This window comes from Duncaniella dubosii, from assembly GCF_004803915.1.
Taxonomy (GTDB): Bacteria; Bacteroidota; Bacteroidia; order Bacteroidales; family Muribaculaceae; genus Duncaniella; species Duncaniella dubosii.
The window spans coordinates 556,448-570,723 of sequence record NZ_CP039396.1; the positions used below are offsets into that span (position 1 = coordinate 556,448).

Annotated in this window: 8 protein-coding genes, 1 tRNA gene and 1 pseudogene; 9 read left to right on the forward strand and 1 reads right to left on the reverse strand. The window is 48.3% G+C overall.

The window, feature by feature from the left end:
• Positions 1-7: 7 nt before the first annotated feature.
• On the reverse strand, positions 8-1,630 hold the full coding sequence (locus E7747_RS02405; protein WP_136413880.1) for a dipeptidase: 1,623 nt from the start codon (positions 1,628-1,630) through the stop codon (positions 8-10).
• Between the two features lie 699 nt (positions 1,631-2,329).
• On the opposite strand from E7747_RS02405, the gene E7747_RS02410 reads away from it, so the two are divergent.
• The 9 genes and pseudogenes from E7747_RS02410 to E7747_RS02450 all read left to right on the forward strand — a co-directional run bounded on the left by E7747_RS02410 (position 2,330) and on the right by E7747_RS02450 (position 14,205).
• Positions 2,330-2,914 carry a DUF3575 domain-containing protein gene (locus E7747_RS02410; RefSeq protein ID WP_123615696.1) on the forward strand — a complete coding sequence of 195 codons (585 nt, stop codon included), beginning with the start codon at positions 2,330-2,332 and terminating at the stop codon, positions 2,912-2,914.
• Between the two features lie 20 nt (positions 2,915-2,934).
• Positions 2,935-4,437 carry a DUF3868 domain-containing protein gene (locus E7747_RS02415; RefSeq protein ID WP_168185192.1) on the forward strand — a complete coding sequence of 501 codons (1,503 nt, stop codon included), beginning with the start codon at positions 2,935-2,937 and terminating at the stop codon, positions 4,435-4,437.
• 94 nt (positions 4,438-4,531) lie between these two features.
• Positions 4,532-6,748 (forward strand): fimbria major subunit, encoded by a 2,217-nt coding sequence (locus tag E7747_RS02420; RefSeq protein WP_228449229.1) that lies wholly within the window; start codon positions 4,532-4,534, stop codon positions 6,746-6,748.
• An 85-nt stretch (positions 6,749-6,833) separates the two neighbouring features.
• Positions 6,834-7,793, forward strand: coding sequence for a FimB/Mfa2 family fimbrial subunit (locus E7747_RS02425; RefSeq protein WP_136413884.1), 960 nt, complete (start codon positions 6,834-6,836; stop codon positions 7,791-7,793).
• Positions 7,790-9,124, forward strand: a complete 1,335-nt coding sequence (locus E7747_RS02430; RefSeq protein ID WP_136413886.1) for a hypothetical protein — start codon at positions 7,790-7,792, stop codon at positions 9,122-9,124. Before E7747_RS02425 ends, E7747_RS02430 begins: the two co-directional genes overlap by 4 nt.
• Before the next feature lie 1,043 nt (positions 9,125-10,167).
• Entirely contained in the window at positions 10,168-11,880 is a 1,713-nt protein-coding gene (locus E7747_RS02435) for a DUF4906 domain-containing protein (RefSeq protein WP_136413888.1), read from the forward strand.
• Between the two features lies 1 nt (position 11,881).
• Positions 11,882-12,604: a hypothetical protein gene (locus E7747_RS02440; RefSeq protein WP_136413890.1), complete on the forward strand. Its 723-nt coding sequence runs from the start codon at positions 11,882-11,884 to the stop codon at positions 12,602-12,604.
• Between the two features lie 216 nt (positions 12,605-12,820).
• A tRNA-Asp gene (locus E7747_RS02445) sits at positions 12,821-12,894 on the forward strand.
• A gap of 274 nt (positions 12,895-13,168) precedes the next feature.
• Positions 13,169-14,205, forward strand: a pseudogene (locus tag E7747_RS02450) (YeiH family protein).
• The last annotated feature ends 71 nt before the right edge of the window (positions 14,206-14,276 follow it).

Sequence of the window (14,276 nt, forward strand, 5' to 3'; positions counted from 1 at the left end):
AGTTCCGTCATTTTATTCGGAGGTGGTCGCCTGTCTGGTCGGCTATCGAACGGTAGTAGCGCTCGTCATAACCGCCATATATCGGCGATACGGGCATCCCTTCGGGAGTGCGCTCGAACTTGCCGTCCTTCTCGCGCTTGATATTTCCGTCCATATATTTCACGAGCAGATAGTCGCCCAGATCCTTGTAGCGCTTGACATAGCGCTTCGAAGCGTCGGCCGAATGGGCGTTGAGGCGCTGACGTGCCGTAGCTGCGTCCATCGAAGGAAGTTCGGCTATAAATTTGTCGACCTCGCCCTCAAGAGTGGCTTCCTCGGCCTTCTGCACTTTGCGGATATCGTCGATCATCTTGCTATACTGGTGATATGCCTGATTGGCAACATAGCTCGTAACCCAGAAAGCGGCATCCCACGAAAGCGTCAGGAGGTCTCCGTTGCCGACGGCAAATTCATGAGGGATGGAAGTTATGCCGTTGTACATGGGGACATATACGCAGGTGTTGGCATCATCGACACCAAACCAGAGAATGCCGCGCATGAGTTCGGGATGAGCCGAATTCATCTGCGACACGAACGAGAAACCGGTCTGCTGTGTGGCGATGGCGCGTTCGTTGAGATATTCCTTGTCGTCGACCTTGAATGTCATCGGACGCCAGCGGTAGGGGACGGCATACGGTCCTGCGCCGATGTCCTGAGTCATATCCATAGGAGTGCCTTCGAAATGGTCGCGCATCATCCACTTCATGTCGTTGACGCTAACCTTGCGGTTGGGCTTCACCCACAGAGGGAAAGCCTCGCCCTCGCCGTGCATCACGTATGGAAGATAGGCATCCATCCCGTCGGAGAAGCGGTTGAAATAGCTCCAGACACGGCCGTCACAGCCACGTGTGGCAGTAGCGTCGAGCTCTCCGTAGGCAAGCGAGAAACTAAAATCCTCGTCCCTTCCCTTGTAGTAGCCCATCTTGCGGGCGAAGTCGATAACATCGGGCGAATAGATGGTGTTTTCCTTATCGTTGAGAGGGAATTTGTGGATGCGCGGATGGTTGGCATGACCCGAGATGCAATCGTCGGGGATGCGGCGTGCCACCCAGACAGCGCCCTTCTCCTTGCCGCCCTTGCCGATGAGCTCCATGACCCAAGCCTCCTCAGAATCAGCGATAGAGAATGACTCTCCGCTCGAATGGTAGCCGTAGTCCTTCACGAGATCGGTCATGACCTTGATGGCCTCGCGGGCTGTGCGTGCGCGTTCGAGCGTCACGTAGATGAGCGAACCGTAGTCCATGATGCCCGTGGTGTCGGCGAGTTCCTCGCGGCCGCCCCATGTACTCTCGGAGATGGTCAGACCATGTTCGTTCATATTGCCTATGGTGGTGTAGGTCTCGGCCACCTGCGGGATGTCGCCGAGATACTTTCCGGTGTCCCACTCGACTATCTTGCGCACTTCGCCGGCCGAATGCTTGCCGCCGGGACGGTTATAAAGCTCGCCATAGAGCGTATGGCTGTCGGCGGCGTATGTCACAAGCACCGAACCGTCGGCCGTGGCCTTCTTGCCCGCGATGAGACTCGTACACGCAAACGCCTCGACCGGCAACAGAGCCGCCATAGCCAGAAACAGTGATTTCATTTTCATATTTTTATATAAGGTAATTGGTTTATTCGTCTATATGAGATGTCCTTTATATTAAATCGGTATACTCTCAGGCAAAGTTAAGAATTATTTTTACATTTTTGTGTGATGTGAAACTTTTTTATCTAAAGTTTTGCTATTTCATAATTTATGTATAATTTCGCGTCTGAATTAGACTTTTAGCCTGATTTTGGAACTTTGTACGTTTTAAACCTGTCCTTCAGATGATTGCCGTATATCGGCAAGCCATTCTCTTCTTTTTCAGGGCTTAATGCCGCACAAAACATATGGATTAATTATTATACACAGCATCAGTAACTTCAAGACGAATGTCATGAGCGACATACAACATAACGCACAGATAATTTTACCCCCCCCGTTTGCTTTAACGCATTGGGAACCAATTATTTACCCCCCCTCCCCACAGCCTGAAATCGGCCAAGATTTCGGTTTGCGGGGATTTGTTGCATAGCCCTGCCACCGGATCTGACCGGCGGGGCTTTGCTGCATTACTCCCGCCGGCGGCAGCCGTCCCGCCGCCACCCTTCCAGAGGGCACTGCGGTCCACCCTCCCCTCCATTCACACAATAACTTCACTCCTCGCAAAAAAGTTAGGTATCCTAAAATTCGTTATCCGATTTTAATTATCACAACCGATCCTGCATCAACGATACACGCAGGCGGCACGTAGTAACTACATATATGAGATTCAAGATTCTTTTGGCCGGAGTCCTTTTAGGGCTTCTGAGCCTGTGTGAAGTCAAAGCGCAAGATGCAGCCGTCAAGACCAACATCCTGTCCGACATCGTATTGTCGCCATCGGTTAGCGCCGAGGTCGGACTCGCCCCAAAATGGACTTTCGAACTGACCGGGCAGCTCAACGCATGGGATGTCAACGAGCACTACTGGAAACACTGGCTCGTAATGCCCGAAGGGCGCTACTGGTTCTGCCGCAGATTCTCAGGTCATTTTGTCGGCGCTCACATCTTAGGAGGGCAATACAACTTCGGAAACCTCGACAACAACATCAAGTTTCTCGGGACTGATTTCTCGAAACTCTCCGACGAGCGCCATCAGGGATGGATGTTCGGCGCAGGCGTGGCCTACGGTTACTCATGGATCATCGACCGCCGATGGAACATCGAAGCTGAAATAGGTCTCGGATGGGTACACACGATCTACGATGTCTATCCGTGCGCCAAATGCGGCACAAAAAAGCTTTCAGGCAAACACCACAACTACTTCGGCCCGACAAAAGCCGCTATCAATCTCATCTACACATTTTAAACCCCTCATACATGCGAACCATGAAACGGATTGCAAGCATACTTTGTGCCTTCGCCGTCGCCACACCCGCCCTCATGGCATTCAAGTCGACAGCCGACAGCACCGATATAAAGCTCTATGACATCAACGTCGCCGTCGACGAGGCCGCTGCCAAAGTCAGAATCGACATTGACCTCGACATCGAAAAATATAGCGTCAATTCCGAACGCGAAATCATATTCACCCCCGTCATCGTGGCCGACAATCTCTCCGACAGCCTCGCGCTCGACCCCATAGTGATCGCCGGACGCAACCGCTGGTTTCACTACCTCCGCGACGGCGAGCTCGAAGACCCTCTGACACCCATCTACCGCGCTGGCAAGAAGAACGCCCACGCCGTCTACACCCGCGAAGTCCCCTTTGCCTCATGGATGGAACAGTCGACAGTCGAGATGCGCGCCGAATCGGCCAACTGCTGCGACGCGCCCGACCGTCTCACAGGCCCGTCACCCTCAGGCAACATTCCTCTGGCACATATCGACGTGACCCGCCCGGCGTTCAACCCCGATTTCGTCTACGCCCCGCCGGTCGATGCCGGCCCTGTCATCAAGTCGCTCAGCGGATCGGCGTTCATCACCTTCATTGTCAACCGCACCGAACTTGAGCCTGACTACATGATCAACCCTCAGGAGCTGCGCAAGATCTACAACTCCATCCAGTATGTCAAAGACGACAAGGACGCGACCATAACCCACGTCCACATCAAGGGTTTCGCATCGCCCGAAGGTCCTTATGACAACAACGTGCGTCTTGCAAAGGGACGTACGGAGACACTCCGCCGCCATGTCCGCGACCTCTACCACTTCCCCGACACGGTGGTCACTTCGAGCTACGACCCCGAGGACTGGGCCGGTCTCCGCAACTATCTGACCGACTCGCTCGACTTCCCGATCGAACACCGCCGTGAAATCATCGACATTGTCGACGGCCCGCTCGGCTACGATGCCCGCGACCGCGAAATCAAGGTGCGCTTCCCCAAGGACTACGCCATAATCCTCAAGGAAATCTACCCTTGGCTGCGACACTCGGACTACACTGTCGAGTATGCCATCAAGACATATACCGACATCAACGAGATACGCCACGCTTTCGAGACCGACCCGACGCGTCTGCGCAACGTAGACTTCTACACCCTCGCGCAGACCTTCCCCGAAGGCTCTGACGAATATTGCAAGGTTTTCGAGACTGCCGTCGAGGTCTACCCCGACGACCCGATGCTCAACCTCAACGCTGCCAACAACGATATGAAGCGCGGACAGCTCGACGAGGCACAGAGCCACCTGCTCAAAGCCGGCAACACTCCCGAAGCCCACTATGCACGCGCAATCCTCGCGGCCAAGCGCTCCGACTACACCGAGGCCGTCAAGCGATTCAAAGCCGCCGCCGATGCGGGTATGGACGGTTGCGACACGCTCATCAATCAGATAGGCGAGCTTAACACATATCACCCCGTGACATATCTCATCAAGCCTTCGTCTAAGTAACAGACACACAACGCATTCACCGAATTTATTCAACACATTAATATATTAAACAACCAAAATTTGTCACAAAATGAGAAAATTTAAATTCCTCAGCATGGCAGCAATAGCAGCCATGATGCTCGGAGCTTGCTCCGACGACAAACTCAGCGACGGTCCTGACAGCCCGAATGGTCCCGGAACTGAAACTCAAGACGGTGTGTATTTCACCATCGACATTGACCTGCCTAATGCAAAAAACTCCCGTAGCCAGACTGTTAATCCGGGCGACAACGGTAGCACAAGTAATTCTGGAGTAGAATATGGTAAAGACTATGAAAATATAGTTGAAAAAGCCATTATTATACTTGCTGAAGCAGAAACAAATAACTTTATAGCAGCAGCACAGATTACAAAAACAGACCTGCATGCTTTAACAGCAGACAAGTCGACTTACCAAGCTGTTTCACAGTTCACCAAGACACAACTCAGCAATTATTATAACAAGCCGAACCATAAAACAGAAGCCAATATTTTCTTGTTCTGTAATCCCACTAACGAACTTTCGAATATAGTATTTGGACATAAAGAAGGAGAAAATACTGTTGCTGGAATTGCCTCCGGCAGCAATGACTGGATTAATAAGATTGGCAATGCTACTGTAAACGACGCAATCTGGGCTAAAAGCTCATTCCTCATGTCAAATGCGCTCATAGCCACACGCGAGATTCCTCATACTCTTCAAGATTGGAATTTCTATACATCCAAGAGCAAGCCTTTCGATCTCTCAGGCACAAACGGAGATGTAAACATTGACAATGGAACAACTGATCGCGGTGCTGTAAAAGTTGAACGCGCCGTAGCTCGTTTTGACTTCAAAGACGGCTCTATCGGAGGAAAAGGATGTAATGACGAAAATGGTTACAATGGTATCAAAAACCGTACATACGAAGTGGTATACATAACCGGAGATGACAATAAAAAGACTGCTATTGTAAACATTCAGCTTGAAAAAATGGCTCTTATAAACATGAACAAGAGCTATTATTTCCTTCGTCATGTTTCAGACAATGGAAGTCCGACAGATGCACAGATTTGTAAGCCTGAACTTCCTTGGTATGCAGTTGGAAGCGGTGCAATCACAAAAAATGGAAATTATGTTGTCGACGCTGATTACACATGGAAGCAAAGTGTGATAACTGCGACAAAAGCCAATACCATCCCCACCACTTTTGACTACAGCGAAGGTTTACATTACCCATTCTTCAAATCAGATGGTACAATCGACAATAATGGCAATGAGGATCGATGGGGAACAGTATCTTGTGAAGATGTCTTAAACGGAACTGAAGACAACAATGACTCTTGGAATAGTGACGATAAAAATGATCTCGGCGATTATCGCATCTGGCGTTATGTAACCGAAAACACAATTGCCGGACCTGTTGAATCACAGATAAATGCAATCTCTACAGGTGTTGTATTCAAGGGTAAAATGGTTGCGCCAGCTGCTGCGGTTAATTCTACTGACGCTGATATCAAAGAACTTGCTGATGCAATAAATAATACAGAAGAGTCTTTTGGCGATTCATATCGTGCGCCGATTCTTTACCTTTTTGCAGGCAATCTTTATCTTTCATGGCCAAAAATACGCGAAGCCGCTATCAAAGCTGCTATCCCCGGATTCAAATGGGTTGCTGTTAAAGGTGAAACTGATGGCGGACATTGGGAACCCATATCCATCAACCGCAGCAACAGCCTTTACGTTGCCGTATTCGGAACAGGCGGTTTCGGAAGTGTAGATTTTAAATATAATGTTGTAGACAGCCAGACAGGCAATGTCACTCAAGAAGGTGTTTCTATCAAATATACCGACACACTTGCAGAAAAAGTTGGTTGTGCAAACGACGCATGGAACAAATGGAACGAAGCAAGAAAACCGGCTACTGCTGACAGTGAAGTCAAAAACGCATTTAAGAAAGCTGTAACTGATGCGAATATAACCATTTATCAGAGAAGCAAAGACAAGGATCTTGGCTGGGGTTACTATTGCTACTATTATTACTGGAACCGTCATAATGACAACCTCAATAACGGTGTCATGGGTCCGATGGAGTTTGCTGTTGTCCGCAACAACGTCTACAAACTTGCCGTAACAAAACTCAGCCAGATAGGTCATCCGCGCATTTCTGAAAATGACCCGGATAAACCCACTCCCGGAAGACCTGACGAAAAGAGGACGTTTACCTCACCGTCACTGCACAAGTCCTTCCTTGGGTTGTACGTGTCAACAACATCGAATTCTAATCGAAACTTCCGACGAACCAAAATTTAAGAGTAATCCTACAAAAAACAGCAATGAAACTGTTTGGACGAAATATCATCTCATCTATCATCCCGGCGGCGTTTGCCGTCGCCGGATGGTTTCCCTTGCCTCGTGTGACGCGATCATCTACGACGATCTCGATCCCTGCGACGAGGGTCTGCGGTTACGTTTCGTCTATGACTACAACATGGAGTTTGCCAACGCATTCCCCTCGCAGGTCGACTGCCTGACGCTCCTTGTTTACGACAAAGACGGAAAATATATCGAAACCCGCACCGAATCGAGCGCCTCGCTGCTCTCAGACGAAAACTGGCGCATGCAGCTCGATCTACCTGCCGGCACTTACCGCCTCCTCGCCTATGGAGGCATGGCCTGTGACGACGCCTCGTTTAGCTTCACAGCCACCCCCGACGCATCGCTACCGATCGAAAACGTAGGCGTTGCGATGAACCCCGGGTGCATCACATCGCCCGTCGGGACGCAGCTCCACAACCTTTTCTACGGAGCACTCGAAGTCACAGTCCCCGAAGAGTCGACCGACTACACCGAAGCGACAGTCGAGATGATGAGAGACACCAACAACATCCGCGTTGTCCTTCAGAACGTCAACAATACCTCTGTCGACAACCGTGATTTCAACTTCTCGATCACCGCCGACAACACCCTTTTCGACTGGCAAAACAACATTATCCCCACCACCGTCACCACCTACAGCCCGTGGGCGCGCGGACAGCAGACCGCCGGAATCGACCCCGACACGGAGAAAAGTTTCGAGGTGGCCTATGCCGAGTTCAGCATCTCGCGCCTCATGGCCAACCACGAGTCACGGCTCGAAATCACCAATGCCAACGACGGATCAAAAGTGCTTTCACTTCCACTCATCAATGTGCTCCTGCTCCTCAAGAGCGACCAGTATTCATCGATGGGTTCTCAGGAGTTTCTCGACCGCGAGAACACATGGAACATGGTTCTGTTTCTTCAGAACGGCTACTGGATCTCGACCTACATCACAATCAACGGATGGGTGGTGCGCATCAACGACACTGACTTATGACGCTTAAACGATTTGGACATATCGCCCTGTGCCTTCTTGCCGGCCTGACGGGAATTTCGTGTGACGGTGACCGCAACGCCGACACCCCTGATCCCATACCCGCCGAAAAGATGGTCAACCTGACGTTTTCAGTAGTAGCCCCCGATGCCGTCCGCCAGTCCGAATCGAGAGCACTCGTCACCACTCCTGACAAAGACAACTACTTTGAGCGGGAAGCTTCAAAATATGAGAAAATCCACACTCTCCGCATCATAATCCTCCGCCCGGGCACTGACTTCCAAGGCAAACCGGTCAAGGACTCGGACGGCAACGAGATTATCAACCCGGACACCAATAAGCCTTATGACAAAGTAGTCGAGCACAACCGATTTTTCACATTCAACGAAAACGGTGTGGTGCGCTACGACGACATGAACATCAAGGTTCACGGTGGCGAAAACAAGACCATCTATATTCTCGCCAACGAGGAAAGCATCAACGCCAATCTTCCCGCCGGGGAGACAGTCAATCTCAGCAGCCTCACCCCCGACAGCCCATACACGGCAGACTATATCGAGAATATACAGATTCCTGCCGGCACAAACGGCATTCTCTATGACAACACCAACGAAAGCGGCGCTCACTATATCCCGATGTCGGAGGTCTATAAGGATGTCTACATCGAAATGCCCGAAACTCCTGAACTCCGCGAGCAGAAAGTAGGCCCGTTTTTCATCACCCGCGCTGCGGTGAAGTTCAGCTTCAACATCAAGTCGGATTACGGCAAAGGGCTCTACCTGAAATCGCTGACGTTCAACAGTCTTGCCGACAGGGAATATTTTCTCCCTAAAAAAACCGTGTACTCTCCGGAAAAACCGACATTCCACAAGGTTGACAACTCCGGCTCGACCGACGGCTCCAAAAAACCGTCAGACACCAGCGACACATCCATCGACCTCTCAGGCCGGTTCATCACCGAGTATGAAATCCCCGAGTCGGCCAATCACTCGCCGTTTACATTTAAATTCAATGGCGACAGCATTGACCTGAAAGATAAGACAACGCAAATCAGTCTGCCAATATATTTCTGCGAAAGCAAGTTTCTGCCTTTAGATGGAGAGACCATTGCCGACGGCAAGCCCTATTCCGTCGAACTGGTTCTTCATACAAAGTTCGGCGACCAGACCATCGTTGCGACTTCCGAGAAACTTACGCTCGACAATCTGCCGATCCTTCCGAGAAACACACATGTAAAAATCAATATCGACTTAGGCGTAAACAAGGCTACGGTCGAGCTTGTGCCCTATACCGGCATATGGCTCGACCCCGACTTCGGCATCGACCGAAAATGAAGCCCGCGCCTCTGCGACAGCTACCGCCCAGACATCTCCACCACCTATATATTATATAAATAGTAACAGGACGTATCCATTATCACGATGAAATCGAAGATCTACGACATATTAATCACCCTCGTTTTTTCCCTTGCAGCCGTCTCCTGCGCCGAAGACCCTCTCTATGACCCTTCGTATATCGGCGAAGGTGAGGCAGAAGTCACCGCGGAGGTGACTTTCACTCCGCTCTACCCGGCTTTGAGCCGTGCGGTCACCGGCGGAACTCCGGGCGATGCCATAAAGGAAATCGAAAATCTCTGTATCGTTTTCTATAATGAAAAGAATGAATACGTCAATCATTTCTTCTATGATGAACCGACGACTGAAAAATCGACGGCTCAACCCGACGATGTCAAATATAACGAAAATAGCCCTCACCGCGCGGAGACTGCGACAAAGAAGGCTACAGTCAAAATCCCGAAACTTTCCTATGGAAAATATCACATCTATGCGGTGGCCAATGTGGCCAAGGAGCTGTTGACCGACGAGATTGTCGAAAATATAGAAAATCTGAAAAAATTCACTCTCGAATGGAACGAGGAAAACGTAGCTGCCAACAATCAGATGTTCGGCTACTTTTCCGCAAATAATGCAAGCAAAGGATTCGACGCGCCCGAAATAGTCATCAATAAGAAAAACGTCACTCTCCACGCATGGATTAAACGCGCTGCGTCAAAAGTGACAGTCGCATTCGACGGCACAGGCCTTAAAGACGGAGTCGAAATCTTTATCAAATCCGTCACTATAAAAGACATCCCGAAATATTGCTATCTCAGTGCTGACAATCCTGAGACCCCTTCAGAGGATGGTGTCGCCGGTTCGGATAACGAAATCGGAAAAATCGAAATAATAGACACCCCCGACCAGATAATTACATATTATCCCGACAATATAGACCCGACAACAGCAATTCCGGCTGAAAGCTACAATGAAAATTGGCCGGGATACGTATCAAAAACAAAGAATATCAACGGTTTTGGAGCAGACGGACTTAAAGAGGAATGTCTGACTCTGAAAAACTTGCAGCATTACACTCTGAAACAACCAACGCGTTTTATTTCTATGAGAATCTACAAGGCAAAGGAAAGGAAGGAACACCTACCGACAAACATCAGCAGGTCAACCAGCAGGACAAGACTGATGGCGTTGTGTCTTATCCCGATGGCATAGACCCAACCAATATCTCTTGGAAAGATGCCAAGAAATACGGATCATATATAGAGGTTAAAGCCTACTATAAATCAGGAAATGAAAAAGAAGGTGAAGGTGAAATCACCTATCGCTTTATGCTTGGCAAAGATGCTGCCCTTGACTACAATGCCGAACGAAACCATCACTATAAACTCACCCTTAAGTTCAAAGGGTGGGCTAACGACGTGGACTGGCATATCGACTACCGAAAAGAGCCTGAGACAAAACTACGCTTTCCACATCCATTCTATATCTCCTATCTCTATGGACAGACCGCAATGATCCCTCTCGAATTCGATGCGCCAAAGGATGTTAAAATAAAAAATATCACGGCAAGAATAATAACCAACAACTGGTCTCCATTGGATTGCAAAGATGGATTCGATGGTGGCACAGCACAGCCATCTAATTGGTGGAATGGAGCCTATGCCAGATATGTAAGTACATCTAATGTTGTAAATAATAAACCATGGAACGGTTTTCTTTCACTAAGAAAACCGGTTAACCTTGTCGCACTTCCAGAACCTAAGAATCTGGAACATAATGAGCCGTCAATTTTAAACAAAGAACATTACGAAGACGAAAATTTAGGATATCGTTTATATTCCGCAGATGAATTAAAAATAAGTGATTATCAATTATATGAGGCTATGGATGATGATAAGCCACATGTAAGTTGGGACAATGGAACATATTATGTAAAAATACCTATATGGACACGAGCCAGACAGCTTATTGCCAGAACTGGATATACTGGCAACAACCCTTACAACGCTTATTATCGTCAAGCCATTGTGAATGTAGTCGTTGAATTAGAAGACGGGACTATTCTTGACAGTTCTGATTCAAAAGTTACTATGAATCCGGATGATGCTATTCAGAACATAGAAGTAAAACAGGTACACAGACTTGTAAATCCCAAAGGAATATATCGTAGTAGCAATAATACTAAGAGTTTCGATGTTGAATTAAAAGTTTTGGAAGATGATGCCGATGTCGAATTCAAAAATTTGAAAAGTGCAGGCCCATGGCGTGCATATGTCATAAGGGAATCGGATGAAAATTTCATATCACTAGAAGGATTCTCCACTGACAAAAGACCTGATACAACATCCGAAGCAGACTACACATTCAAGTATTCTGGAGATATCCTTACACGCAGGTCAATCGAAGGAAGAAATGATACCGAAATTGCATTCCGAATAAATTTTAATGGAACATCCAACGGTGTCCCACGATATGCTATTATACGTGTAGAATACAATTATTATTCTTGTTATCATCTGATTTTTGTGCGTCAAGGCTATGAAGCTCATGACACATTTGATAACGGTATAAAGTGGTGTACAGGAAACAATATAAGCAAAGATGAAATTACCAGTAATCCGTTAGACGAAGGAACATTATTTAAATTCGGCAACTGGAACGGAATAAAAACAGGAAACAATGTAAATAGCAAAACTCCTTGGAGAAAAATAACGCCCGATAATTTTAAAGCAAAACGCCGCAAACAAAAAGCTTGAAATGACTGATTCTAAGCCGCTCACGTGGGATGAAATAACAAATGAGAATCTGCTTACAGAAACCAGTTTTCCAAAACCAGGTGGAAACCGACGCATCGCGACTATGGAGGATTACAGCACCTTAGTTCCTAAGGATCTGACGAACGCTGCAGAAGTGGAAAATTGGCATATCAAAACAGGTTACGGTATTTGCTATGGTGATGAAGCCGACAAAACAGCCAACACTATCGACGATGCATTCGGATATAAACCGGGAGGAAGCGCGACAGGTATGAGAGGATGTTTCGTCTATGATACGAGGACAGGAGGCAATATATTTTTCCCAATCGGATCTTCAGGCTATGGGCATCGAAAACATAATCTCAAACACCCAACAGATGGTTCTACATACTATGGGGTATTAAGGTACTCATGCAATGACCGCTGGGGATATTTTAATAACACCGATAATGGCATTTACAAATACGGTGTATATGACGCTCCTCTTTTTTTGGACATATTCCGTTCAGAGGGAGCAATTTATTGGTTTGACAAAAGCAGTCCATCTGTAGAAGAGGAAAATAATAAACCACAGACATTCTATTATCCCGCATGGGATATAAATTATTTGACTTTTGATTTTGAAAAAATCAGACGTGATAATATCTGGAAATCCATTGATGATAAAGACCCCCAAAAAAGTGGCTATTCAGACGCCTGCTTCATTAGGTGTATCCAAGAATAGCGGCAAATCCCTCAACTTAGTCCAATAGTAATTGGAAAAAGTTGAGGATTTGCCGCTATTTGCTGCTAACAAAATTTGATTTCAAACATTTCTCACAAAAAATTTGCATATATCAGAAAACTCACTTAACTTTGCACAAGCAAAACGGCAGTAATCACTATCGCCCATAAGAGTAGAAGCGCAGCTGCCGTGGAGCATATCTCACGTGTAAAACTTGGTGTGGTAGTTCAGCTGGTTAGAATACCTGCCTGTCACGCAGGGGGTCGCGGGTTCGAGTCCCGTCCATACCGCTGAGGAGAGAGGAGAATGAGTAATTATTAATTTCTTCGGAAATTATCTTTACTCATTCTTTTTCATATACACCGCCTCTCGCTCCGACATAAAGACATTATATACATACTATGTGGCGACAGCTTGCCCGATAAGCCGTCAGACACACACACGAAAGAAATATATATAATCCTTGTTTTATAATCATCGCGTCCGGCAGACATGCTCCACCGGTCTCAATAATCTACAAGAAAACTTTATACTTTTTAATAACTTAATCAATTCTTCTTAACTATGCCAAAGTTTACAGAAAAACGTGTCAGCATGATTCATGGCATACTTCTGATTGCACTCTTTGCGTGCGCAGCCTTCTACATCGGCGAAGCCCAGTTTTTCAAGGATCTGTCGTTCAGCCCGATGATCATCGGTATCATCCTCGGTATGCTCTACGCCAACTCGCTCCGCAACAATCTGCCCGAGACGTGGGTCCCCGGCATCCAGTTCTGTTCTAAGAAAGTGTTGCGCCTCGGCATTATCCTCTATGGCTTCCGACTGACATTCCAAGACGTTGTAAATGTAGGTGTTTCAGGCATCGTCATCGACGCAATAATCGTGGTCACCACCATCCTCGGCGGTATCTGGATCGGGCGCATGCTCAAGATGGACCGCGACACAGCGCTTCTGACCTCTATCGGCAGCGGCATCTGCGGAGCGGCGGCAGTGCTCGGCGCTGAATCGGCCATACGCACACAAGCCTACAAGACAGCCGTCGCAGTGGCGACAGTGGTGATTTTCGGCACAATCTCAATGTTCCTCTATCCGTGGCCTACCGTTCGGGCTGGGTCGACCTCACCCCTCAGGAAATGGGCATCTATTCCGGCTCGACCCTCCATGAAGTCGCCCACGCCGTCGGCGCAGGCAACGCGATGGGCATCGAAGTGTCAAACGTCTCCATCATCGTCAAGATGATCCGTGTCATGCTCCTCGTTCCCGTGCTTCTGGTGCTCGGAGTCTGGGTGTCGCGCCGTGGCAAGTCGACGGGCGAAGCAGGCGAAAAAGGCAAGGTCAACATTCCTTGGTTTGCAGTAGGCTTCCTTGTGGTCATCGGATTCAACTCGTTCAACCTTCTCCCGACAGTCCTCGTCGACGCAATCAACTACTTCGACACCTTCCTTCTGACAATGGCTATGGCGGCTCTCGGCGCTGAAACCAGCATCGACAAGTTCAAGAAAGCAGGCGCGAAACCGTTTGTCCTTGCATTCATACTCGACCTCTGGCTCATCGGCGGCGGCTATCTCCTTGCAAAATACGTGGCTCCCGCCTGGCTCTGACAAAATCAGGCTACACACGAACAAAAAAACACCACAGCGCGATATCGGGCAACCGTGCCATGACATCGCGC

Excerpts from the sequence above, each read along its gene's own strand:
- E7747_RS02405 (WP_136413880.1), bottom strand. The coding sequence starts at position 1,630 with ATGAAAATGAAATCACTGTTTCTGGCTATGGCGGCTCTGTTGCCGGTC.
- E7747_RS02410 (WP_123615696.1), top strand. The coding sequence starts at position 2,330 with ATGAGATTCAAGATTCTTTTGGCCGGAGTCCTTTTAGGGCTTCTGAGC.
- E7747_RS02415 (WP_168185192.1), top strand. The coding sequence starts at position 2,935 with ATGAAACGGATTGCAAGCATACTTTGTGCCTTCGCCGTCGCCACACCC.
- E7747_RS02420 (WP_228449229.1), top strand. The coding sequence starts at position 4,532 with ATGGCAGCAATAGCAGCCATGATGCTCGGAGCTTGCTCCGACGACAAA.
- E7747_RS02425 (WP_136413884.1), top strand. The coding sequence starts at position 6,834 with ATGGTTTCCCTTGCCTCGTGTGACGCGATCATCTACGACGATCTCGAT.
- E7747_RS02430 (WP_136413886.1), top strand. The coding sequence starts at position 7,790 with ATGACGCTTAAACGATTTGGACATATCGCCCTGTGCCTTCTTGCCGGC.
- E7747_RS02435 (WP_136413888.1), top strand. The coding sequence starts at position 10,168 with ATGTCTGACTCTGAAAAACTTGCAGCATTACACTCTGAAACAACCAAC.
- E7747_RS02440 (WP_136413890.1), top strand. The coding sequence starts at position 11,882 with ATGACTGATTCTAAGCCGCTCACGTGGGATGAAATAACAAATGAGAAT.